Source organism: Mucilaginibacter sp. HD30 (assembly GCF_054061755.1).
In genome coordinates this window covers 2,040,580-2,061,527 of sequence record NZ_JBSSEO010000001.1, presented here as the reverse complement: position 1 = coordinate 2,061,527, position 20,948 = coordinate 2,040,580, and the positions used below count along the sequence as shown (strand labels likewise).

21 protein-coding genes are annotated in these 20,948 nt (G+C 41.6%); 8 read left to right on the top strand and 13 right to left on the bottom strand.

Features of this window, described 5'->3' with window-relative positions; genetic code table 11:
- Positions 1-111: 111 nt before the first annotated feature.
- Both ACVW2L_RS09965 and ACVW2L_RS09960 read right to left on the bottom strand, forming a co-directional pair.
- The gene (locus tag ACVW2L_RS09965) at positions 112-507 is read right to left on the bottom strand and encodes a DUF2262 domain-containing protein (RefSeq protein WP_457127813.1); all 396 of its coding nucleotides are present in this window, start codon (positions 505-507) and stop codon (positions 112-114) included.
- Between the two features lie 83 nt (positions 508-590).
- On the bottom strand, positions 591-917 hold the full coding sequence (locus ACVW2L_RS09960; protein WP_457127812.1) for a DMT family transporter: 327 nt from the start codon (positions 915-917) through the stop codon (positions 591-593).
- Positions 918-1,081: 164 nt separating this feature from the next.
- On the opposite strand from ACVW2L_RS09960, the gene ACVW2L_RS09955 reads away from it, so the two are divergent.
- Genes ACVW2L_RS09955 through ACVW2L_RS09945 form a run of 3 tightly spaced genes read left to right on the top strand, consistent with a single transcriptional unit; the run spans position 1,082 to position 2,721 of the window.
- Positions 1,082-1,279, top strand: coding sequence for a hypothetical protein (locus tag ACVW2L_RS09955; protein ID WP_457127811.1), 198 nt, complete (start codon positions 1,082-1,084; stop codon positions 1,277-1,279).
- Positions 1,267-2,448: a hypothetical protein gene (locus ACVW2L_RS09950; protein WP_457127810.1), complete on the top strand. Its 1,182-nt coding sequence runs from the start codon at positions 1,267-1,269 to the stop codon at positions 2,446-2,448. Before ACVW2L_RS09955 ends, ACVW2L_RS09950 begins: the two co-directional genes overlap by 13 nt.
- A 54-nt stretch (positions 2,449-2,502) precedes the next feature.
- Positions 2,503-2,721 (top strand): VF530 family protein, encoded by a 219-nt coding sequence (locus ACVW2L_RS09945; protein WP_457127809.1) that lies wholly within the window; start codon positions 2,503-2,505, stop codon positions 2,719-2,721.
- Between the two features lie 28 nt (positions 2,722-2,749).
- Here the strand turns inward: ACVW2L_RS09945 and ACVW2L_RS09940 are convergent, their stop codons facing one another.
- The 7 genes from ACVW2L_RS09940 to ACVW2L_RS09910 form a co-directional block, all read right to left on the bottom strand.
- Positions 2,750-3,487 carry an AAA family ATPase gene (locus tag ACVW2L_RS09940; RefSeq protein ID WP_457127808.1) on the bottom strand — a complete coding sequence of 246 codons (738 nt, stop codon included), beginning with the start codon at positions 3,485-3,487 and terminating at the stop codon, positions 2,750-2,752.
- 63 nt (positions 3,488-3,550) lie between these two features.
- Positions 3,551-6,700: a tolB protein precursor gene (locus ACVW2L_RS09935; protein ID WP_457127807.1), complete on the bottom strand. Its 3,150-nt coding sequence runs from the start codon at positions 6,698-6,700 to the stop codon at positions 3,551-3,553.
- 73 nt (positions 6,701-6,773) lie between these two features.
- Positions 6,774-9,077, bottom strand: a complete 2,304-nt coding sequence (locus tag ACVW2L_RS09930; RefSeq protein WP_457127806.1) for a penicillin-binding protein 1A — start codon at positions 9,075-9,077, stop codon at positions 6,774-6,776.
- Positions 9,078-9,199: 122 nt separating this feature from the next.
- Entirely contained in the window at positions 9,200-9,553 is a 354-nt protein-coding gene (locus ACVW2L_RS09925) for a TfoX/Sxy family protein (protein WP_457127805.1), read from the bottom strand.
- Between the two features lie 5 nt (positions 9,554-9,558).
- A complete protein-coding gene (locus ACVW2L_RS09920; RefSeq protein WP_457127804.1) occupies positions 9,559-12,129 on the bottom strand; it encodes a GH92 family glycosyl hydrolase in 2,571 nt (856 codons plus the stop codon).
- 23 nt (positions 12,130-12,152) lie between these two features.
- On the bottom strand, positions 12,153-12,935 hold the full coding sequence (locus tag ACVW2L_RS09915; RefSeq protein WP_457127803.1) for an amidohydrolase: 783 nt from the start codon (positions 12,933-12,935) through the stop codon (positions 12,153-12,155).
- 26 nt (positions 12,936-12,961) lie between these two features.
- Positions 12,962-14,113 carry a methionine aminotransferase gene (locus ACVW2L_RS09910; protein WP_457127802.1) on the bottom strand — a complete coding sequence of 384 codons (1,152 nt, stop codon included), beginning with the start codon at positions 14,111-14,113 and terminating at the stop codon, positions 12,962-12,964.
- A gap of 75 nt (positions 14,114-14,188) precedes the next feature.
- On the opposite strand from ACVW2L_RS09910, the gene ACVW2L_RS09905 reads away from it, so the two are divergent.
- The 4 genes from ACVW2L_RS09905 (at position 14,189) to ACVW2L_RS09890 (ending at position 17,516) form a co-directional block, all read left to right on the top strand.
- Positions 14,189-15,160, top strand: a complete 972-nt coding sequence (locus ACVW2L_RS09905; RefSeq protein ID WP_457127801.1) for an ABC transporter substrate-binding protein — start codon at positions 14,189-14,191, stop codon at positions 15,158-15,160.
- On the top strand, positions 15,157-16,029 hold the full coding sequence (locus tag ACVW2L_RS09900) for an ABC transporter permease (RefSeq protein WP_457127800.1): 873 nt from the start codon (positions 15,157-15,159) through the stop codon (positions 16,027-16,029). Before ACVW2L_RS09905 ends, ACVW2L_RS09900 begins: the two co-directional genes overlap by 4 nt.
- A gap of 11 nt (positions 16,030-16,040) precedes the next feature.
- Positions 16,041-16,838: an NIPSNAP family protein gene (locus ACVW2L_RS09895; protein ID WP_457127799.1), complete on the top strand. Its 798-nt coding sequence runs from the start codon at positions 16,041-16,043 to the stop codon at positions 16,836-16,838.
- A 63-nt stretch (positions 16,839-16,901) separates the two neighbouring features.
- Positions 16,902-17,516, top strand: coding sequence for a TMEM175 family protein (locus ACVW2L_RS09890; protein WP_457127798.1), 615 nt, complete (start codon positions 16,902-16,904; stop codon positions 17,514-17,516).
- Here ACVW2L_RS09890 and ACVW2L_RS09885 read toward each other — a convergent pair.
- The 4 genes from ACVW2L_RS09885 to ACVW2L_RS09870 form a co-directional block, all read right to left on the bottom strand.
- Positions 17,513-18,967 (bottom strand): DUF3943 domain-containing protein, encoded by a 1,455-nt coding sequence (locus ACVW2L_RS09885; protein WP_457127797.1) that lies wholly within the window; start codon positions 18,965-18,967, stop codon positions 17,513-17,515. The two genes, ACVW2L_RS09890 and ACVW2L_RS09885, sit on opposite strands and share 4 nt — an antisense overlap.
- 124 nt (positions 18,968-19,091) lie before the next feature.
- Positions 19,092-19,544, bottom strand: coding sequence for a VOC family protein (locus ACVW2L_RS09880; RefSeq protein WP_457127796.1), 453 nt, complete (start codon positions 19,542-19,544; stop codon positions 19,092-19,094).
- Positions 19,545-19,744: 200 nt separating this feature from the next.
- On the bottom strand, positions 19,745-19,939 hold the full coding sequence (locus ACVW2L_RS09875; RefSeq protein WP_457127795.1) for a hypothetical protein: 195 nt from the start codon (positions 19,937-19,939) through the stop codon (positions 19,745-19,747).
- Between the two features lie 111 nt (positions 19,940-20,050).
- Positions 20,051-20,518, bottom strand: coding sequence for a response regulator transcription factor (locus ACVW2L_RS09870; RefSeq protein ID WP_457127794.1), 468 nt, complete (start codon positions 20,516-20,518; stop codon positions 20,051-20,053).
- Between the two features lie 92 nt (positions 20,519-20,610).
- Here ACVW2L_RS09870 and ACVW2L_RS09865 point away from each other — a divergent pair, with 92 nt between their 5' ends.
- On the top strand, positions 20,611-20,820 hold the full coding sequence (locus ACVW2L_RS09865) for a hypothetical protein (protein WP_457127793.1): 210 nt from the start codon (positions 20,611-20,613) through the stop codon (positions 20,818-20,820).
- Positions 20,821-20,948: the final 128 nt, after the last annotated feature.

The window sequence follows — 20,948 nt, the reverse complement described above, 5'->3', positions numbered from 1 at the left end:
GTGTTTATACTTAATGACGAAGCGATCGTTTGTAAGTATAAACACCTCTTTTTGTATGGGGTAATTTATCAGCGCCATCCGGTTTAAAAACCGTAAATCTTGTAAATAACCTTAAATCGAGGCCTCTGTTAACGTGAAATCTTCGCTAACATCTACGCTAATTGTATGTCCGAAAAAAAGATCGTTATCAAGAAAGTATACCACAAAGGTTCCGTCAGCATAGGCGGTCACTCCCTCTAAGTCAATTCTTTTTATAAAGTCCTCTTCCGCTACGATATCTTCATCCTCGTCCAGCCACTCTCCGTTTTTCAGCGACAAAAGGTTTGAAGCAGCGAATTTTTTAATAGTATCCATTTTATCGTCCAGCCAATGGGCCACATGTTTCGAAAGCTTTTCAGCCAACTGAAGCTCGTTTTCGCTAAAATTTAGCACCAGCATATTATAAGTATTTTTGGGTGTGGTAACATCGCCTTCAAAACCCGCGAATTTAGATTCGTACTTAAGCATATTGTTTAGTTTGTGCAATTAATTTAAACTATTGCTGTTATCGTAAAACTAACAGATTATTAACAAAATAATTGTTTTACAGCTTAATGCGAAACAGCCTTCAGACCTATTATTGAACCAATCAGTGTAGTGATAAAAAACAAACGCCAAAATGTAGCGGGATCTTTAAATACAACTATTCCCATAATTACAGTTCCAACAGCGCCTATGCCCGTCCATACTGCGTAGGCTGTTCCTATCGGCAGGGTTTGTGTTGCTTTAACCAATAATATCATGCTTATAGCCATGGTAACCACAAAGCCCCCAAACCACCAATACATTTCTGTGCCCGATGTTTCTTTAACCTTACCCAGGCAGGATGCAAAGGCTACTTCAAATAATCCGGCGATTATGACGATTATCCAGTTCATAAGTAATTTTTGGGTAAAGGTAGAATTATGAGAGAGCTTTTTCTAACCTACGCGATTGTTTGGAGGCGTTTTTATTTTACAATAGAGTCGAAGAAATGTTAACATACCTTATGATAAGTTAAAGAATATAATATCTTTGGATTGCCGCTCACGATTGCAATTATATGAAGATAATCTTACTGATTTTCGCCTTATCATTTTCCCTAAACAGTTACAGCCAGCGTACGGACAGCTTAATTAACCTGATCTATAAACAAAAAACAGATACCGCCCGCATAAGGCGGATGTATGACGTATTTCTTACTGCCGGCGAAATAGGGGAGATTAAAGCTACTGAAGCGCATCAAAGGTGTTGGCCTTAACCAAAAAAAATAAGGACCGTGTTGGAGAAGCAATTGCGACAGCAGAATTGGGCTATATTTTTTTAAACGCAGGGAGCACCGTTCAAGGCGCGAAGTTGTTATTATCGGCATTAAAGATTGCAGAAGAAACCGGTAATGACCAAGCTATGGGTATCGCGTATCAAAACCTCGGCTTGGCGCAGACAGAATCTTATAAGTATAAAGAATTACAACAAAAAGCCGAAACTTATTCTTCCAAAGCAGGAGATCATCTTTTCTTGTGTTTTGAGTATTTAAATCTTTCCATGTACTACGCCCGGGCCAAAAAGGTCGATTCGGCACTTTATTATGCGGAAAAAGGGTATGGTATTGCGAAAACTAAAAATTTTACCCAAGTGCAAGGGTCATTGTTGATCAGACTTTCTGTTATCCAACGCAGGTTAGGAAACAATGGACTTGCACTGGAGTATATTCGCATAGCAGATAGGCTGAGTAACAATAAAGTTCTTAACCCGGTTGACAAATTAGAAGTATATAATGCGTATACCCGGTTTTTTAGGACGCTGGGCCAAACAGATTCCGCATTTTTCTATGCTTATAAGAGTTTAATCACCGCGAAAAAGGGTTTTGTGGTCGACAATCTTCAACCTGCGCTTGATCTAAGTGAGTTGTATGAAAATAAAAATGCTGATAGTGCATTAAAATATACGCGGATTGCTTACGCATTGAGAGATACTTTTAATAACGGACAGAAACTGCAACAAATAATGGCCCTTAATTTTGACGAAGCCAGGCGGCAGGAAAGTTTGCTGGCTGCTAAAGAACTAGAAGCAGAAGAGCATGCGCAAAACCTTCAATATGTAGCGATAGCTATTGCTTTGGTAATATTTGCTTTGCTGTTTTTAATGTTCAGCCATTCTGTAATTGCCACACAAGGCACCATTAAATTTTTAGGTATTCTTTCCTTACTTATTGTGTTTGAGTTTATCAATTTATTGATACACCCTTTCATAGGGACTTTAACACACCATTCGCCGGTTTTAATGTTGCTTTTTATGGTATGCCTGGCTGCACTTTTAATTCCAATTCATCATAAGTTAGAGCATTGGATCACCAATAAAATGGTCGAAAAAAATAAAAAAATAAGGCTGGCTTCTGCCAAAAAAACAATCGCCGAATTGGAGAATTAAAGCTATTGACTTTTGGTTCCCTATAAGATGCCCCTAAATTTGTAATTTCGTTAAATGCAACAGGCCAATAACCCCCTTCACGGCAAAACCCTCGAAATGATATTGAATGATCTGGTGGCTCATTACGGTTGGGCCGAGTTGGGTTATCGTATCCGCATAAATTGCTTCCTGTCTGATCCCTCAATCAAATCAAGCCTCAAATTTTTGCGCAGAACGCAATGGGCACGAACAAAGGTTGAAGAGTTATATATAGAAACTTTTAATAAGTCCTGACTTTATTACAGTTTTGTTAACCCGCTTTTTATTCTTCATTCAAGTGGCGCAAAAACGACGATGGGTTGTTAAGAAACGATTTTGTGAGGTAATAATGCTCTGTATCCTCATAAGTGGTTTCTTGTACGCCGCTTTCGCCAAATTGATAAATAGTAGCATCCGGGTAACAAATCAACATCGGCGAGTGGGTGGCAATGATAAACTGCGCCCTGCCACTTTTATCTAATTGATTGATAATAGACATAAAAGCCAATATACGCGCCGGGGAAAGTGCGGCCTCTGGCTCATCAAGCAAGTAGATGCCCGATTCAAATTGATTGGTAAATAAAGCAAGGAAAGACTCACCGTGTGATTGCTCATGCAATGACCTGCCACCATACGCATTAAGTATGCGCCGGTTTGGCTCTTCCTCAGCTAATTCGTCAATGTATGATGCGAAATTAAAAAAGCTTTCTGCCCGCATAAAAAATCCTTCTGTAATTCTGCGCGGTGTCCACAGTAGTTGTAACACCGCTGCTAAAGGTGTTTCATAACCATCAAATTTCCAACCTGTGTTTAAATTGTGATTACGGTTGCCACCGCGCAGGCTGAAACCACATTGCTCGGCAATGCCTTCCAGCAACGTCGATTTACCCGATCCATTCTCTCCAACAAAAAAAGAAACGTTTGATTTAAGTTTCAGATTTAAGCCTTTATTTAAACTCGGGATATTTTGCAGATAGCCAGCAGATAAAGGTGGAAGAGATATTTTAGATAAGAAAGGCATATCGACTTTTTATATATGCAATTTAAAAATACAGACTGCGAATCTGTAATACCTCAAAAACCACTACCAGCCTGGTGTAAAGCCCACTCCAAATACAGGTTTCTTTACATCCGTGCGGTTAAGTGGCAACGCAAAGTAAGGCTCTAATACAAAGGCGCCAAAAAGGTTAACACGTAATGATATGCCCGTACTTAAGGCTGGTACCCGTTGATTAGTATTATACGTTGCTACACCGTTTACATCTGGCAGCCTGTCGGGCGCAAGGCCCAGTTTTATTTGGTTACCCGCGTTCCAGGCTAAACCGGCATCAAAAAACAGGTTCAAGTCTGAGAAAAGGAACTTAGATTTTATTTGTGATAGCTTTTCGGGGCCGGTAAACGGCAATCTTACCTCAAAGCTACTCACCGCTATACGCGAGCCGGAAAGCTGGTCTATAGTAAAACCATTGCTGGGTTGCCCACTGCCATTGCCGTTATAAAAGGTTTGAGATTCATACCCTCTCATCAGGAAAGGATACCCTAAAAACAGCGGGTAAAGTGCATCTGCTTTGCCAAACCTGCCGTATCCATACAAGCGCATAGCAAAAGTTACAGGGGCCACCCGAACATATTTACGCAGATCAATTGTAGGCGCGAAAAATTTGTAGCTTCCAACGTTATAGGCTGCTTCCACCCGGTATCTGAAACCGCTTAACGGAGCTGCCACACCAAAAAAGGAATTATCGCCTACAAGTGCAGTGCTTAGCTGAAAGATACGGAAGGTCCGCAGGTTTATGCCACCGTTAGCCGGATCTGCATTATAGTCTGTTGTACTGATATTTTTCTTATCGTAACCCAGGTAATAGTTGTTGGTATCATAGTAAGTGCTGTACCTGTCAACGCGATAATAGTATTGCGATGCCGCCGTTCCAAATTCAATACGGTGAACCTTGTTGAATGGATAGGAAGTAAATAGCGAAACCTGATCCTGAAAGGTGCGGACGATGTCATATCGCTCTTCAATCGCAGGCGTTGGTTTATTATTTACATTGTAAGTGGTGGCTACCGCGCTATAAGTAGCAAACCGATAGGGGATATGTGATATACCTGTTCCCCAGTTCCAGCGGCTTTCCTGGTTTATATACATAAACTGTCCGCCAAAATCATACAATTCGCCGTTAACAGCCAGGCCCGCATAGATCTGGTTACGACCGAGGATATCACTAAAAACGCCCTGTACCCCACTGGCCAGACCAGTGTTGCCGAATGAGCTTACGGATACGCCCACTCCGCTGCTGGCAAGATAGTCCATTTTGAATTTAGACCGGTATTTAACTGTTTTAACAGAGTCTGCCGGTATTCTTGGGTATAACAGGTAATTATTAAGATTAGAATTGATAAGATCAACACCAACCGAGCGTGGCGGAGGAAGTGTGCCCGCCGCAAAATTTGTTTGCGCAGGATCCGCAGCCACCGCTGAAAAATCAGATTCTTTTGCGGTGTATAAGTTATACTTTTGGGCACGGTAGTAAGAGTACGCCACATCACCGCTGGCAGATACGCTTAAAGCCGGCGAAAAATCGGTTATCCCGCTTATACCGGTAAACATATTAGTCATTTGATTTACTTGCCCGCTGGCCACGTTATAAAGGTAAAGGTTGCGGAAACCATCGCGGTTAGACAGGAAATAAATGCCAGAGCCATCCGAAGAGTATTGCGGGTTTAAGTTATTAGCTCCGTTAAATACGTTCAAATCGGTCACCCGCCCGGTAGTTGTGTCATAAATAGCCAGGTTAAATGTTATAGCTTGCGATAGGCTTTTATCATAAGTTGCCCTGTCTGTAGCAAACACTATTTTTTTGCCATCTCTGGAAAAACTTGGCTGATAATCAGAATATTTGTCGTTAGTTAATTGGGTGATTTTTTTTGTATCGAAGTTATAAACGTACAAATCACTTTGCCCTTCAGACATTCCCTGGAAAACGATCTGATTGCCGGTAGGCGACCACGACAGGTTACCAAACTGCTCAGCTTTTTCCATCGACACATTATACAATACCTTGCCGCTGGGTACCTCGACCACCAGCATGCGGTTACGGCCCTTGCTAAATATGCTAAAAGCAAACTTCTTGCCATCGGGCGACCAGGTTCCGGCTGATTCTAAAAAGTTAAACTCATCCACGTGCGTATTAGATACCCGGCTTGTGAGCTTTTTAATTATGCGCCCCGTTCGGTTATCTGCTAAAAAGAGATCTATAGCAAAGAGACTTTTTTCTGACAGGAAAGCCATGTACTTGCCGTCTGGACTAATAGATGGTGCTACATTCATTTTGCCCGAGTTCTTTTCGTCTATTACAATATGGCCTATTGGTTTCTGTACTGTATCGGTTAAAAAGGGCTTATAAGTGGCTTCTATTGATTTTTTCCAAAGCTCAGATAAGGTTTTATCATCATAACCAAACGTTCGTCTTATGGCATAAGGAAGCCCGTAGCGCGCTGTGTTTTTAAAGAACGGCACAATAACAGTATCCCCATAAGTTGAACCTATAAACGACCAAAAGGCCTCGCCGTAGCGATAAGGGAAGTATTTACTGCTTTCAGTAAGGTCCCGGATGGTGGGAATGTCATTATTAAGGTAAGCATCCCGCATCCACATAGCCGTGTAAGTATCTTTTTTACCGAGAGAGAGGTATTCGGCCATACCCTCAATCATCCATAGCGGCACGTTCTCCAGATTCTCAAATTCTTCACCTTTCTCACGTAACACATGATATTGAAACGCGTGTACCAGTTCGTGCCCTAACACGTGGCGGGTTACGTGGTTATTTTCCATAACCGGCATCACCACACGGTTTTTCAGCCCTTCAGTAACACCACCTGTTCCTACCTCAATATCTCCTTCAATTGCGGTTGTCTGTTGAAAATCGGGATGGTTTGCGTATAAAATGATAGGATTAGCAACTTTGAATGTATCGCGGAAAACCTGTTGATGCAGGGTATACCAAAGCTCGCTTTCCTGCGCCATGCGTTTAACAAGGCTATCGTTTTTTAAGTAATAATATATTTCAAAGTGCGGAGTTTTGTAAACCTGAAATTTGAGTTTTTTATAGCGAACCTTATTTTGACCGAAATATTGCGCCTTTGCATCAAACCCCGACAGCAATATAAAGACAACACTAAGTAATACAACAGAGAATTTTGCTGTTTTAAAGATAAGGAAGCAAGGTTTTGCCATGAGTTTAAAATTATGCAGGCGCTAATTTAAATAAATGCGCTGTTAAATAATGTTAAATTTTGTAAAGCAAACTTTATGGCGCTATAGCTGGTGCCGTTGCAGGTTCTGTTGTTTGCAGCGTGTCAAAAGGAACTTCCATCAAACTGTCTACAGCTAATGTATCCACCGAGATCCTTGGCGAAGGGCAATCATACGGTTTGCTGATCTTTACCCATGGTTTTGGAAAAGGCCCGGGGGTATAGCCCGATTTTGGATCAGCGTAAACTTTCTCCATAAAGCGGCCAAAAATAGGCAAAGCAGTGTGCGAACCTTCGCCGGTTTCTGATGAGTTAAAGTGTACGCTTCTGTCGTCGGCACCCACCCAAACACCGGTAACAAGGTCTTTGGTTATGCCCATGTACCAGCCGTCAACATAGTCAGACGATGTTCCTGTTTTTCCGCCTATCTGGTTGTTTTTATCCCACAATTTATATTCCCAAAGCGCCTGCGATGTGCCACCCGGTTCTTCCATGCCACCTCTGAACATGTATAGCATTAACCAAGCCGTTTCTTCGCTTATAGCACGTTCGCTTTGCAACTCAAATTCTTTGAGGACTTTGCCATCCTGGTCGGTTATTTTAGTTACCAAAAGAGGGTCTATTTTCTCGCCTTTATTTAAGAAGGTGCTGTAGGCACGCACCATTTCGTACACTGATACGTCGTTTGAACCTAATGATACTGATGGCACCGGTTTAAGGTCGCTTTCAATACCTACTTTATGGGCATAGTCTACCACTTTATCCCAGCCAACTGCCTCAGTTACCTGCGCTGTTACAGAGTTAACTGATTTGCCCATTGCCCAGCGTAATGACATTTCCCGACCTGTGAAGTTCCAATCGGCGTTGTTGGGCTCCCAAACTTCCTCTTTTCCGCCATAAGTATATTTAATGCTTACCCTTTTGTCAGTAAATTTGTCACAAGGTGTGTAGCCGTTGTCTAGTGCTGTTAAGTATGCAAAAGGCTTAAATGTTGACCCGGCCTGGCGTTTAGACTGGTTTACGTGGTCGTAGTTAAAGTGCTTAAAATCAATACCGCCAACCCATACTTTTATTTTTCCGGTGCTTGGTTCAACACTCATCATCCCGGTGTTTAAAATACGGGCATAATATTTTATAGAATCAACGGTTGAAAACGTGGTGTCCTGATCGCCCTTCCACGTAAATACGCGCATGCGTTTGGGGGTTTCAAAATAACGTTTTATCTGAACGGTGTCACCTTTGTATTTGGCTTGTAATAGTTTATAAATGGGTAAACGCTGTTCGGCTTTTAAAACAAAATCTTTTATCTCGTTTCCTTTCGAGTCGCGCCAAGGGTTTTGATTACCCCAAACATTATCAAAGCGGCGTTGTAACATCTTCATTTTTTCGGCAACTGCCTCTTCTGCATACCCCTGTAAGCGCGAATCAATGGTGGTGTAGATCTTTAAACCATCTTCGTACAGGTCGTAATCGTTGTCCTTGCACCATTTTTTTAGCCAACGTTCTACGGCTTCGCGCAGGTAAGAATCACCATGCGATAAATTTTCAACGTAACTTAAATTAAGCTTGATAGGTTGTTTGCTGTATATGTCAAATGCCTGTTTGGTTATATAGTTATACTTCTGCATCTGCCCCAATACAACGTTGCGACGCTCTTTAGATTTTTCAGGATTGTTTATAGGATTATAGGTTGATGTTGCTTTGAGCATACCCACCAGCGTAGCCGCTTCACCTGGATTAACGGCGTTAGGGTTTTTGTTGAAGAATTTTAAAGTAGCTGTTTTAATGCCGAAAGAGTTGTTGCCAAACGGAACGGTATTTAAATAAAGTGTAAGTATTTCTTGTTTGCTATAAACGTGTTCCAGTTTAAATGCGGTTAACCACTCTTTAAACTTAAATACAACGGTACGCAAAACCGGAATATGCCTGATAAACCCCTGCGATTTGCGCTTACGGGTTGAAAAAAGGTTTTTAGCCAATTGTTGCGTAATTGTACTAGCCCCGCGGCGGTCGCCCTTGGCCGTTGAGAGCATACTGCTAACGAACGAATAAAAATCAACGCCGCTATGACTGTAAAATCTTATATCTTCTGTAGAAACAAGCGCATTTATAAGATTTGGAGAGATATCTTTATATTCAACCGGCGACCTGTTTTCTTTATAATACTGACCTATAAGCTTACCGTCTGCAGTATATACCTGCGATCCTACTGATAGTCGTGGTTGTTTAATGTCCTGCATGTCAGGCGAGTACCCGAACAACCATAAAAAATTAAGTTCAATGCTGCAAAAGAACAGGATAACAAAGTAAATAAAGATGATTATATACCTGAGGTACTTGTTATGTATGCGTTTGAACATTCGGTAAAGATGTAAAATTATGGCTCAAAATTACAAGTCTGATTATATTTCTGTAACAACGAATATATCGTCAATTAATTTTAGTGGCACACATGATAGCTGATAAATAACGCTTATAAAGGTTAGTGTGTTTTTTTAGATTTTTTGCTCGCCTTGGCAAATTTATTAAAAGCAAGTGCTGTGTCTATCCAATAATTAAAATTTACAGCATTGCTCAATATCTCCGCACTCACAAAAACATAGTCCTTTAATGGTTTTCCATTGCGTATCATTCCTCTTACGCCGTATATTTCCAATGCTTCCAGATAAAACGGACCTACTCTGCAAAGCATCTCGTCGTTACTGGCGCAAACACACATTTTGCCATTTACCATAAAGCAAATGCCATTAAACATTTTCTTCTCCTCAACATTGCTATAGCCTTTGTTAAACAGTGTTTCTCTGATTCTATTTGTTAAATCTTCGTTGGCCGCCATTTTGACTATTGAAACGTAGCTGTTGTTACAAAGCTTAAGGTACCATTTCTTACGGCAATGGCTTTAAGGGTCATCCCGGCAGTTAAAGGTATAGGTTTAGTATAAGCAGTTGATGAGGTAGTGGGAGTGGAGCCATCGGTGGTGTAATAAATGGCATTAGCTTCTAAATCATTACTTTTTATGGCGATTTGCGTAGGTGGCGCGAGCGTTTGTAAAACTGTTATGCTTGGGTTAGGCACAATTTTATTGTCAACGATCTTTGATGTTGGGCGTTCCATATCCTGCATGGCCATGCGATTAGGCAACTTGCCTGTAAAAAACTCTACATCTGCGCCATTGGCTAAATCATCATGATTAATGTATAGCTTATTATGCGATTTTTTATTGATGTTAACGCCCTGTAAATAAATATTATCTCTGCTGACAACGGCGCCACTGTTTAGTAGGGTAATTTTTTTTCCGTTTTCCAGATGTACAACTGCTTTGGCAAACTGCGGCAATCCTATTTGATATTGTTGCTGGCCCGGCGCTATGTTGTAAAGCCCCAGACACGTCATTATGTACCATGCCGACATCTGCCCGCAATCTTCGTTGCCGGTGAGGCCATCCGGTTTGTCAGAGTAAAATTCGGTAAGTATGCGGTTAAGGTAAAGCTGTGTTTTATCGGGTGTGTTGGTGAAGTTAAACAAATAGGCCAAGTGATGGCTGGGTTCATTACCATGCGCATACATACCAATAAGGCCTGTAATATCCGGCAGTTCTGTGCCGGTAAGCTTAGCAGTTGTTGTAAACATTTCATCAAGCTTAGCGGCAAACTTATCTATACCGCCCAGATTTGCCGCAAGTCCTTCAACATCCTGGGGTACAAAAAAAGAGTATTGCCATGCGTTACCTTCTACATAGAATTTCTGATCAACTTCGTTTGCATCAAACGGTGCTTTCCATCCGCCATTAATGCGTGGCTGCATAAAGCCGCTCTGATTATTAAAAACATTCTTCCAGTACTGCGCCCGCTGAATGTAAGTTTCATAATCCTTTTGCTCGCCCAGCATTTTAGCCATTTGGGCAACGCACCAATCGTCATAGGCGTACTCTAATGTTTTTGATACCACTTCGGTTTCCTTGTCGCTGGTGGCCACAAAGCCCGTAGTGCGGTAGGAGTCTAACCCAAAATTGTTGCGGTTAACAGCCGATTTCATCGCCGCAAAAGCTTCCGGAACATTAAAATCGCGGATGCCTTTTGCATAAGCATCCACAATAACCGGGATAGCATGATTACCTATCATACAGTAAGTTTCATCGGATGCAAGGGGCCATATAGGCAGTAAGCCGCCCTGCTGATTAATAGCCAAAAAGCTTTTAATAAAGTCGGTTGTACGTTTACGATCAATAATATTTAACAGCGGGTGTTCGGCCCGGTACGTATCCCAAAGAGAAAAAACGGTATAATAATTAAAGCCCTCCGCATAATGGATTTTGCCATCCAAGCCACGGTATTGCCCATCAACATCATTATAAATGTTAGGTGCCAGCATAACATGGTACATGGCGGTATAAAACATGGTTTGTTTCATGCGCGCATGATCTGGCGGAGGTGGAGTTTTTTTATTTTTACCAGCTGGAGATTTTTGTGCATCCGGATTTGGCATACCAACCGGCACCGTGCGCTGCCCGGCCGGTGGAGCGCCACCTTCTATTTCAATTTTAGAAAGTTCAATATTCCACGCAACTTTGGCGGCTTTTTCTACACGTTTAAAATCAAAATCAGGTACCTCGGTATCCAGGTTTTTTAAAGCGCCTTCTGTACTTACAGATGATATACCCACTTTGCTGATCAGTTGGTTAGGGTCGTCAAACTGAAGGAACAACTTTACATTTTTGCCCTCGGCTTTTTTCAGCCCTTCTTTTACCTCATAATTAACGGCTATTCCATAAGTTTTAAAGGGTTTGGAGAACTTGGCATAGAAGTAAACATACTGATCTTTGGCCCAGCCTTTAGACTGACGCATGCCTCTGATCTCGTGGTTGTTAACTATCTCTATCCACGAGTTGGTTACCTGGTCACGGTGCTGCAGATCAATAATTATATTGGCCTCTTTGGTTGATGGATAATCATATTTATGCACACCAACCCTTGTTGTTGCGGTGAGTTCAACATCAATGTCGTATTTGTCAAGGTGCGTTTTGTAATATCCTGGCGATGCATCTTCATTCTTTTTTTGGAAGACCGAACTATATTCCGTGTTTTTAAACTGGGGGTGACCAACAGTAGGCATAAACAGCACGTCGCAGTAATCAGGTACGCCGGTACCACTTAGGTGTGTGTGGGAAAAGCCATAAACTACAGAATCGGTATAGTGATAACCAGAGCAACCATCCCAGCCAGTCAACCGGGTATCGGGGCTTAGTTGCATCATCCCAAAGGGAGTTACAGCACCCGGGTAAGTGTGCCCGTGGCCACCCGTACCTATAAATGGATCAACAAATTTTGTGTAATCCTGCTTTTTTTGAGCCGATGAAGAATAAGCAAAGGCCAATATAAGCGATGTAAACAATGCGGCACAAAATGATCTCATTTATTGATATTAATTATGTGAAATTAAGATTTTATGGCAAATTCGTCTGCATCGTTTAAAAAAGGTAATGCCGTCCTGGTTTTAGCTACTTCGTCTGCAATAATTGAGAAAGTATAAACATCCTCTTCATCGCGTTTGTAATAAACAACGTTGCCATTTGGATCATTGCAGGTTGAATCGCCCGAATGATAGATCTCGTTTCCATCGTGCCCAACGCGGTTAAGCCCTATAACATAAGCCTGGTTTTCTATTGCTCTTGCAGTAAGCAGCGCACGCCAGTGGGCAGCCCGTTTTTCTGGCCAGTTAGCCACTACCAATAAAAGATCATAAAGTTCACCCGTGTTTCTCAGCCAAACAGGAAAGCGGAGATCATAACAAATAACCGGGCAAATTTTCCAGCCTTTAAGCTCCACCATAATTCTTTTATTGCCGGCGGTATAGGTTTCGTGTTCTTTGCCCATCGCGAAAAGATGTTTCTTATCATAATGCTGATAAGTGCCATCGGGCCGCATCCATATCAGGCGGTTATAATATTTACCGTCCTCTTTTATTATCAGGCTACCGGTAATTGCACAATTGTGTTTTACGGCAGTTTGATGCATCCAATCCATCGTTTTGCCGCCCATAGGCTCTGCCAGTTGGGTAGCGTTCATAGAAAAACCGGTATTAAACATTTCCGGTAAAATGATCAGATCCGTTTTCTCGCGAATACCGCCAGATAGGCGTAAACCTATGTTTTGCAGGTTTTTATCAATGTTTTCCCAATAAAGGTATCCTTGAAATGTGGTGATCTTTAAATTTTCCATAGTGTTGTACCCACTGGCTTTTGCTCTTAAAGTTTAAAATCAATCAATCTATTAACGGCATTGTCTAAGGTTTCTTGCCTTTTTGCAAAGCAAAAGCGAATTATGCGGTGATCTGTACCTTGCGTGTAAAAGACCGATGTGGGTATGCAGGCCACACCGGCTTGCTTTGTTAAGCGTAAAGCAAAGTCAACATCCGGCTCATCCGTTAGATGCCCGTATTTAGCCAACTGGAAATAAGAACCCCGCGACGGCAGCAACTCAAATTGCGTAGCGGATAGTCCATTTACAAAATGATCCCGCTTTTGCTGAAAAAATGCCGGAAGGCTTAAGTAAACATTTTCATCCTCCAGATAGTTGGCAATCGCTGTTTGCACCGCGGAGTTTACGCTGAATACAATATACTGGTGAATTTTTCTAAACTCGTGTGTTAAATAGGCAGGAGCGAGGCAATACCCCACTTTCCACCCGGTGGCATGAAACAATTTACCAAAAGAAGCCACAACAAAACTGCGTTGCGCAAGGTCGGGATAGCGGGCCATGCTGTGGTGGGTTGCACCATCATATATTAAATGCTCATAAACTTCATCACTTAAAATAAATATATCACGATCTTTTACTAACGCCGTAAGCTCATCAATATCCTCTTGCTGTAAAATGGTAGCGGTTGGGTTATGCGGCGAATTGATGATGATTAGCTTGGTTCGGTTACTCATTAGTTTCCGTACCATCCCCCAGTCAATGCGGTAATTTGGCGGCTGCAACTCCATTGATTTTACAACACCACCCATCAGCTTAACGGCAGGGGCGTAGCAATCAAAGGCCGGCTCAAAAATTATCACCTCATCATTAGGATTAACAACGGTGCAAATAGCCGTGAAAACAGCCTGGGTTCCTCCGGCAGTTACGGTTATTTCTGATACAGGATCATATTTTGCACCGTATAGCCGCTCAGTTTTTATGGCTATCTGCTCGCGCAGCTTCATAACACCGCCCATTGGCGCATATTGATTATGACCATCTTTCATCGCCTGGTTAACCAATTCTATCAATTCAGCAGAGCATTCATAATCAGGAAATCCCTGCGAAAGATTGATTGCGCCAACCTCCGCAGCAAGGGCAGACATGGTAGTAAAAATGGTAGTACCAACAGATGGCAATTTAGATGTTATGGTAGTCATGTAATGCTAAAGTAGTAAAAAAGCCCTTAGCGCTGCCATTTTTTGCATTCTGTCCATTTTATTTAACTTAGTAGCATGAAGATAAAAAGCTGTTTACCTGTTGTACTTTTTGCCCTTGTATTATTCTCTTGCGGGCCTTCAAAAAAAAGTGACGTACCCGTTATTGGCTTTGTTGATTATTTGGAAGATGCTACTTTAGCGCAAGCCCGCGCAGGCTTTACTGATGCATTGAAAAAGAGCGGTTTTAGCGAAGAAGACAAAACCGTTAAAATTGAATACAGAAACGCTCAAAATAGTTTGCCTACCTTAACGCAAATAGTTAATTATTTCGTTTCAGAACCGGTTGATCTGCTGGCTACGTGCACAACATTGTCTACGCTTACTTCTGTTCAAAAAACTAAAACTATTCCCATTTTTGGCATGGTTTCGCCAACGCCCGAATTGATGAAGGTATTAGATGCTAACGGAAAGGCCCCCGCCAATTTGTTGGGCACTACCAAGGATCTTAAATATATAGATACATCGTTTAATATCATCCCTCAACTCATTAAACCCAAAGGTAAAAAATTGGTTATTGGTATGATCTACAACCAGGCCGAGCCACAGTCGGCAGATGCTATGCAGCATATTAAAGGTTTATCTGATGCTGCTGGAATAACTTTACTGGCCCTACCGCTGAATACCTCAGCCGATGCGCAATTGGTTACAAAATCCTTATTAGGTAAAAACATCGACGCATATTTTGCAAACCCTGATAACGCTGTATTTGCCTCTTTTGAAACCATTCTGAAAAATTGTAATACAGCCGATGTGCCCATCTTTACCAGTGAGGCGGGTTTAGTACAGCGTGGTGCTGTGGCAGCTTTTGGTGCCGACATTTATCAATGGGGATACCAGTCGGGTGAGCAAGCAGCGCAATTTTTAAAAACCGGGAAAACCGACGGGCTCAAACTGGAAATGGTTAAAGTGCGCAAGCGGGTTTATAATGCGGATGCCGCTAAGAAATATAATCTGGTTATACCTGCTAACTTCGAAGCGGTAAAATGAGTTTCTACCTAACCGCACTGTTACAGGGACTGTGCTTTGCAGGGGTAGCACTGGGCGTTTTTATATCAATGAAGATATTTAAAATACCCGACATCACTACCAATGGTAGCTATACGCTTGGCGGGGCCGTTACGGCTGTAATGCTGACTCATCAACTACCAACCGTATCGATATTACCTGCTGTGCTTGCTGCTGGTGCCATTGCCGGCGCGGCAACCGGAATTATCCACACCAAGCTAAAGATCAATGCCTTACTGGCAGGTATATTGGTGATGACTGCCTTGTACTCCATTAATTTAACGCTCATGGGAAGATCAGATCTCCCCCTCATTAACACGCCGTCGGTGTTTACTATCTTAATAATTAGTAACAATGCAGACGTAAATACTTTTTGGATATTGTCGTTCTTTGTGGCAACTATAGTAGCGCTGATAGCCTATTTGCTTAAAACCGATTTTGGACTGGCTATGCGGGCAACCGGTGATAGCGAAACCATGATTCGCGCCCTTGGTGTGAATACCGATACCATGAAGATAATTGGTCTGGCCTTAGCCAATGCTCTTACAGCGGTAAGCGGTTATTTGATGAGCCAATTGCAGGGATTTGCGGATATCAATATGGGGGTAGATACGGTGATTATCGGCTTGGGATCTGTAATTATAGCCGAAATATTAATAAGCTGGTTGCAGTTAACATCCGTTTGGTTAAGCTTGTTGTTGGTTTTAGCAGGAACCGTAATATTTCAGTTGGTATTAGCGTTCACGTTGGATATTGGTGTTGACGCTAATCTGCTTAAGCTGGTAACAGCTTTATTTGTACTGATAATAGTTAGCCTGCCGCGATTGAATTTTTTTAGTAAACAATTATAAAACCGATAAAAATGAAAATGTTTTACAAAGCCTGCCCAATGGCTTGTCTTGCCTTATTTGTATTTGCCACCTGTGTATTCTCCGGAATACGCGTTCAGGCTGCCACGCAATACTATTATAAGATAAAGGTATACCACTTTAAAACTAAAGCGCAGGAAGATAGACTTGACGCTTACTTTAAAGACGCTTATTTACCAGCTATGCACAAAGCCGGGGTTAAAAAGGTAGGTGTATTTAAAGTTATTACGCCTGATAGCCTTGACAAAAAGATTTATGTTTTTGCTCCGTTCAAAACTTTTGACGAGTTAGAAACTACCGATCAAAAATTGCTGAATGATAAACAATACACTTCTGCGGGTAAAGATTATCTGGAAGCCCCATCAGCCAGCGCACCTTACGCACGCATTGAAACTATTATTTTACGCGCCATGAGCGGTGCGCCCGAGCCCGAAGTTCCGAAATTAACAGGTCCGAAAGCGCAGCGTGTATACGAGCTGCGTAGTTACGAAGGTGCTACCGAGGCTTTGCATGCCAATAAACTAAAAATGTTTAACGTTGGCGACGAAATGGGGATTTTTAAAAAGCTGGATTTTAACGCGGTTTTTTATGGCGCAGTTATAGCCGGAAGCAAAATGCCTAACCTGATGTACATGACTACCTTTAACAATCAGCAAGAGAATACAGATAAATGGAAAGTATTTATGAGCGATCCGCAATTTTCTGTGCTTAGCAAAGATCCGCAATACAAAGGCAATGTATCAAAAAACGAGCGTGTGTATTTGTACCCGACGGAGTATTCAGATTATTAAGTTTTTTATATTTGCTGCAGGGGCACCGCCGTTGCAGCAAATATAAAACCCCAACCTACACCTATGGAGCCCATTAAGGTTAACATGAGTAAAAACCGTTTGGAGGCTTTCAGTGACGGTGTTATGGCCATCATCATTACTATTATGGTGCTTGAGCTAAAAGTGCCGCATGGCTCGCACCTTAAAGATCTCGAACCGTTGTTGCCGGTATTCGTTAGCTACGTAATGAGTTTTATTTACGTGGGTATCTACTGGAACAATCATCACCACACGCTGCACGCGGTTCATTCAATAAATGGCAGGGTGCTTTGGGCAAACATGCACTTTCTTTTCTGGTTATCGATGGTTCCTTTTGTTACCGCGTGGATGGGGGAGAACGCTTTTAAACAAACCTGGCCTATAGTTATGTATGGCTTTGTACTATTTATGAACGCCGTAGCCTATACCATTTTAATGGTCGCGCTTGTTAAACATGAAGGCAAAAACTCTTTGCTGGGCGATGCTTTAGGTACAGACCGAAAAGGCAAAATATCGCTTATTTTCTATGTACTTGCTATCGCTGTAGCATTTATAAACACCTATGTTAGTTTCGCCTTGTATTTTGCCGTTGCCTGTATATGGTTTATCCCCGATAGGAGAATCGAAAAAAAAATGGCCAGTGAGCAGCGCAAGCCTTAACGTGGCCTGAATTTGTACCTGTCGGCGTTATTAAAATTAACAGTAAGCCTTGCAGATACGCGCACATACGGATAGTTTTTAACTACATCCGGAAAGTCCTTGTAATTGCCTTGCAAGGTAAAATACCCCGACTCCGCTACAACAGAAAAGTTTTTGATGACCTTTACATCCAGTTCGTTTGAAACAGCATTCAAATAATAATGCGATGGATTACCGTTTACGGTGTTAAGGTAACCACCGTTGTAATGTATCCCATAGCAAATTTTGTCAGACAATGCTATCGTGCCTCCGCCGTTTACCGCAAATCCAATTCCGTAATCGTAGTTGCGTTTATTAAAAATATGATCATCTGGCACAGCGCCGAGTAGTATAGGGCCAGCGCCAATATTTGTGGTTAGCTTGAATTTTTTTGGCAAAGTAAATTCCGAGATCAGGTTGATCTTAACGCTCTGCCCGCCATAGAAAAACGCCTGATTATTTATGTAATCATAATTAGCCGATAAGACAGCAACGTGATTGATCTCTTTGTTTGAGCGGATACGCCATCCGGCTAACGATCCGTATACACTGACAACGTTAACCAGTGAGCTGTCATCCTTACCACCTTCAATGTTCACCACTATATTGCTAAATGGTGTACGATATCCCTGATAAGCTGTACCATAAATAAATTTCATATGTCCGTACCAGCCAAATCTGCCCCTGTTATCGGCATTGTAACGGCGATAGCCAAGGTCAAATTCTGCTAATACTTTTGATGAATCGCGTTCAATAGTATTGCGGGTTGATTTGCCAAACTTGCCGGTAATAATTCTATTAAAGCCGTTCATTGGGCTTACCACAAATGCCAGCACCTCGCTGCCATATCGCTTAAAGCCGCGGCCACGGTTATTCACTATCATGTTAGATAGCCGGTAGGTCATCTCGCCTAAAACTATACCGCCAAAAGTGGTATTTACTGCGTCATTAATGGAAGGGCGTTCAGTTTCGGCCAAAGTTTCCCAAACCAAGGTTCCTGCTACAGTACCCGGTATTGATTCCCAAAAGTTATAACCGTTTGCGCGAAAGGAGTTAAAATATAAACTGCCGTGATAAGGATGCCCAAATTGATTGGTTTGAAATGGATCTCTGTCCCACTCCCATGATGTGGGTTTAAGGTTGCGGCCCATAGTAGCCAGGTTAATATCCGCATAATCCTTGTTTACAACAAATTTGTCATATAGCCATGGTGTAACCAATGAAACACCAGTTTGGAATGCAGCGCGCCCAAAATGTTTCTCACGCGGTACTTCCACCGGCGGCTTTTTGCGTTTTACGGAATCAACTACCGCAGGCACCTCTAAAACGGGCATTACCTGTGCATATACGTGATCGCTTATTAAGATGAACGCAAATGCAATAAATAGTTTTGAAAAGTTGGATTTTAGATAAAAAGGTCGAAGTAGCTTCATAGACATATCCGCACCGCTAAAGACGAGCCTGATATCTATTCAAACATACGTCGGTGACGAGATATAAAGCGCAAAACTTATAAAATGTTTGCACAGCGTTAAATTTTTAGTGCAAGCATTATCGTTAGCCATTATATGCTGCCTGTAGTTTGGCAATATCCAGTTTGCTCATTTGCATCATGGCTTGCATAGCTCTTTGTGATCCCTCTTTATTAGGCCCCCACAATACCGATCCAAGTATTTGTGGTACTATTTGCCATGACAAGCCGAATTTATCTTTCAGCCATCCGCATCGGCTTTCCTGCCCGCCATCTGCTGTTAGTTTTTGCCAAAAATAGTCTACCTCGCCTTGGTCGGTGCAGTTTACATAAAACGATACCGACTCGTTAAACTTAAAAAGCGGGCCGCCATTCAATACCATAAAGTCCTGACCGTTAATGGTAAAAGATGCGGTAAGTACCTTATCGCCCATTTTGTGAACGTTGTTTATAGCAGCATCCTTAAAAACAGAAACATAAAAGTTCATTGCCTCTTCGGCATTGTTATCGAACCATAAAAACGGTGTTATCTTTTGCATTATTTTCCTCCCTATATTTTTAAGCAATTGTTTGTTGATGTAAAGGTAGTAGATGTTTTTTTATCAAGACAGGTGCATAAACGACAATGTGCAGGGGGTATCGCGCAGTTTAATTAATGGCTTGGTTAAGCATATTTTGATGAAAATAAAGTAAACGCCGCTAGACAAGATTATTGTTTATTGCGCGGCGGCGTTTTTAATTAAACCTTAGCGGTTAATTTTCTTTGAGCCTGGAACCATAGCGCTCCAAATATTACCGCCACTATAATAAGCACAACAGCCACAGGTTTATTGCTTTCCCAAAGCCATTTGGTCTTTTCAATTTTAAAAGTAATTGCGATGCTCAGGAACGCGCACATAATAGTGGCACTCATAAATAAATTTCTTTTTTTCATTTTCTTATCGTTGTTAAATTTCTGCAACAAAAGTAGCGGCGCTAAATATTGCTGCCAACAAATCAGGGGTTGAAAAAGGGTGGATGAGAGGGTTGAAAAAAGTGCTATAAGCTATTTACCTAACTGTTTAGCAAATAATTGAGCTTCTTTGCGACTGCTGATCCCTAATGTTTTGTAAATGCTATTGATGTGCGTTTTGAGCGTGCTATGTTCGATCATCAGTTGTGAGGTTATCTCTTTGTTGGAAAGCCCCCGCATTATCAGATCAAGCACCTCTCTTTGGCGAAGGCTGAGTTCATTTAATTTAGTTTCCAACAAAGAAGAATTATGACTATTGAGTTTTATGTTGTTGATGAGTTGCTGTGTTTTGCTTTTTTCAATTTTAAGCCATGTAATGGCTAACAAAACAGTTACCAATGCCAATATTAATGCAACGGTTGGGTAATTAGTCCAGGCCATTTTTAATCCACGGCTATCAAACCTTATAGCAACCGTGCATAAAAACAGGAAAACAGCCATAACCTCTAACAGTTTCTGCCTGCGATAAAGTATGTCGATTATATTTTTTAAAATAGCCACTACCGAAAGATGCGAAAATGTTGATTAAAACGAGGTGAAAAAGTGTAAATAAAAATCAAATTTATATATTTGCGCCATATAGCACATATTACATGAAGAACTTAGGACTTGTTATTACAGTAGTTGGATTAGCCATAATTGCCGGTTGTTTCTTTTTAACTCCTCCGCACGCGTTAAACCCCGCAGATTCTGAAAGTGGACTTGATGCCTCAGCAGCATTAACTTTCGGTGGCTTTATAGTTTTTGGTGTGGGTGTTGTGATGTACATCTCAAGCCTTCCGTTTGCTAACCAAAAGAAATAAGGCATTTTAAGATATTTAAATTTAAATATTGTGATACACAGTATCACATCATTCCTTGTCTTTGATAGTTAAAGATAAAAAAGAAGCCACCTATATATCGATGGCTTCTTTTTTATGTGGTAAACTTT

Bases quoted from the DNA above. Each gene is read 5' to 3' on its own strand.
- ACVW2L_RS09905 (WP_457127801.1), top strand. From the start codon at position 14,189: ATGAAGATAAAAAGCTGTTTACCTGTTGTACTTTTTGCCCTTGTATTA.
- ACVW2L_RS09915 (WP_457127803.1), bottom strand. From the start codon at position 12,935: ATGGAAAATTTAAAGATCACCACATTTCAAGGATACCTTTATTGGGAA.
- ACVW2L_RS09940 (WP_457127808.1), bottom strand. From the start codon at position 3,487: ATGCCTTTCTTATCTAAAATATCTCTTCCACCTTTATCTGCTGGCTAT.
- ACVW2L_RS09955 (WP_457127811.1), top strand. From the start codon at position 1,082: ATGAAGATAATCTTACTGATTTTCGCCTTATCATTTTCCCTAAACAGT.
- ACVW2L_RS09880 (WP_457127796.1), bottom strand. From the start codon at position 19,544: ATGCAAAAGATAACACCGTTTTTATGGTTCGATAACAATGCCGAAGAG.
- ACVW2L_RS09935 (WP_457127807.1), bottom strand. From the start codon at position 6,700: ATGGCAAAACCTTGCTTCCTTATCTTTAAAACAGCAAAATTCTCTGTT.
- ACVW2L_RS09910 (WP_457127802.1), bottom strand. From the start codon at position 14,113: ATGACTACCATAACATCTAAATTGCCATCTGTTGGTACTACCATTTTT.
- ACVW2L_RS09930 (WP_457127806.1), bottom strand. From the start codon at position 9,077: ATGTTCAAACGCATACATAACAAGTACCTCAGGTATATAATCATCTTT.
- ACVW2L_RS09885 (WP_457127797.1), bottom strand. From the start codon at position 18,967: ATGAAGCTACTTCGACCTTTTTATCTAAAATCCAACTTTTCAAAACTA.
- ACVW2L_RS09960 (WP_457127812.1), bottom strand. From the start codon at position 917: ATGAACTGGATAATCGTCATAATCGCCGGATTATTTGAAGTAGCCTTT.
- ACVW2L_RS09920 (WP_457127804.1), bottom strand. From the start codon at position 12,129: ATGAGATCATTTTGTGCCGCATTGTTTACATCGCTTATATTGGCCTTT.
- ACVW2L_RS09900 (WP_457127800.1), top strand. From the start codon at position 15,157: ATGAGTTTCTACCTAACCGCACTGTTACAGGGACTGTGCTTTGCAGGG.
- ACVW2L_RS09965 (WP_457127813.1), bottom strand. From the start codon at position 507: ATGCTTAAGTACGAATCTAAATTCGCGGGTTTTGAAGGCGATGTTACC.
- ACVW2L_RS09925 (WP_457127805.1), bottom strand. From the start codon at position 9,553: ATGGCGGCCAACGAAGATTTAACAAATAGAATCAGAGAAACACTGTTT.
- ACVW2L_RS09945 (WP_457127809.1), top strand. From the start codon at position 2,503: ATGCAACAGGCCAATAACCCCCTTCACGGCAAAACCCTCGAAATGATA.
- ACVW2L_RS09865 (WP_457127793.1), top strand. From the start codon at position 20,611: ATGAAGAACTTAGGACTTGTTATTACAGTAGTTGGATTAGCCATAATT.
- ACVW2L_RS09875 (WP_457127795.1), bottom strand. From the start codon at position 19,939: ATGAAAAAAAGAAATTTATTTATGAGTGCCACTATTATGTGCGCGTTC.
- ACVW2L_RS09895 (WP_457127799.1), top strand. From the start codon at position 16,041: ATGAAAATGTTTTACAAAGCCTGCCCAATGGCTTGTCTTGCCTTATTT.
- ACVW2L_RS09890 (WP_457127798.1), top strand. From the start codon at position 16,902: ATGGAGCCCATTAAGGTTAACATGAGTAAAAACCGTTTGGAGGCTTTC.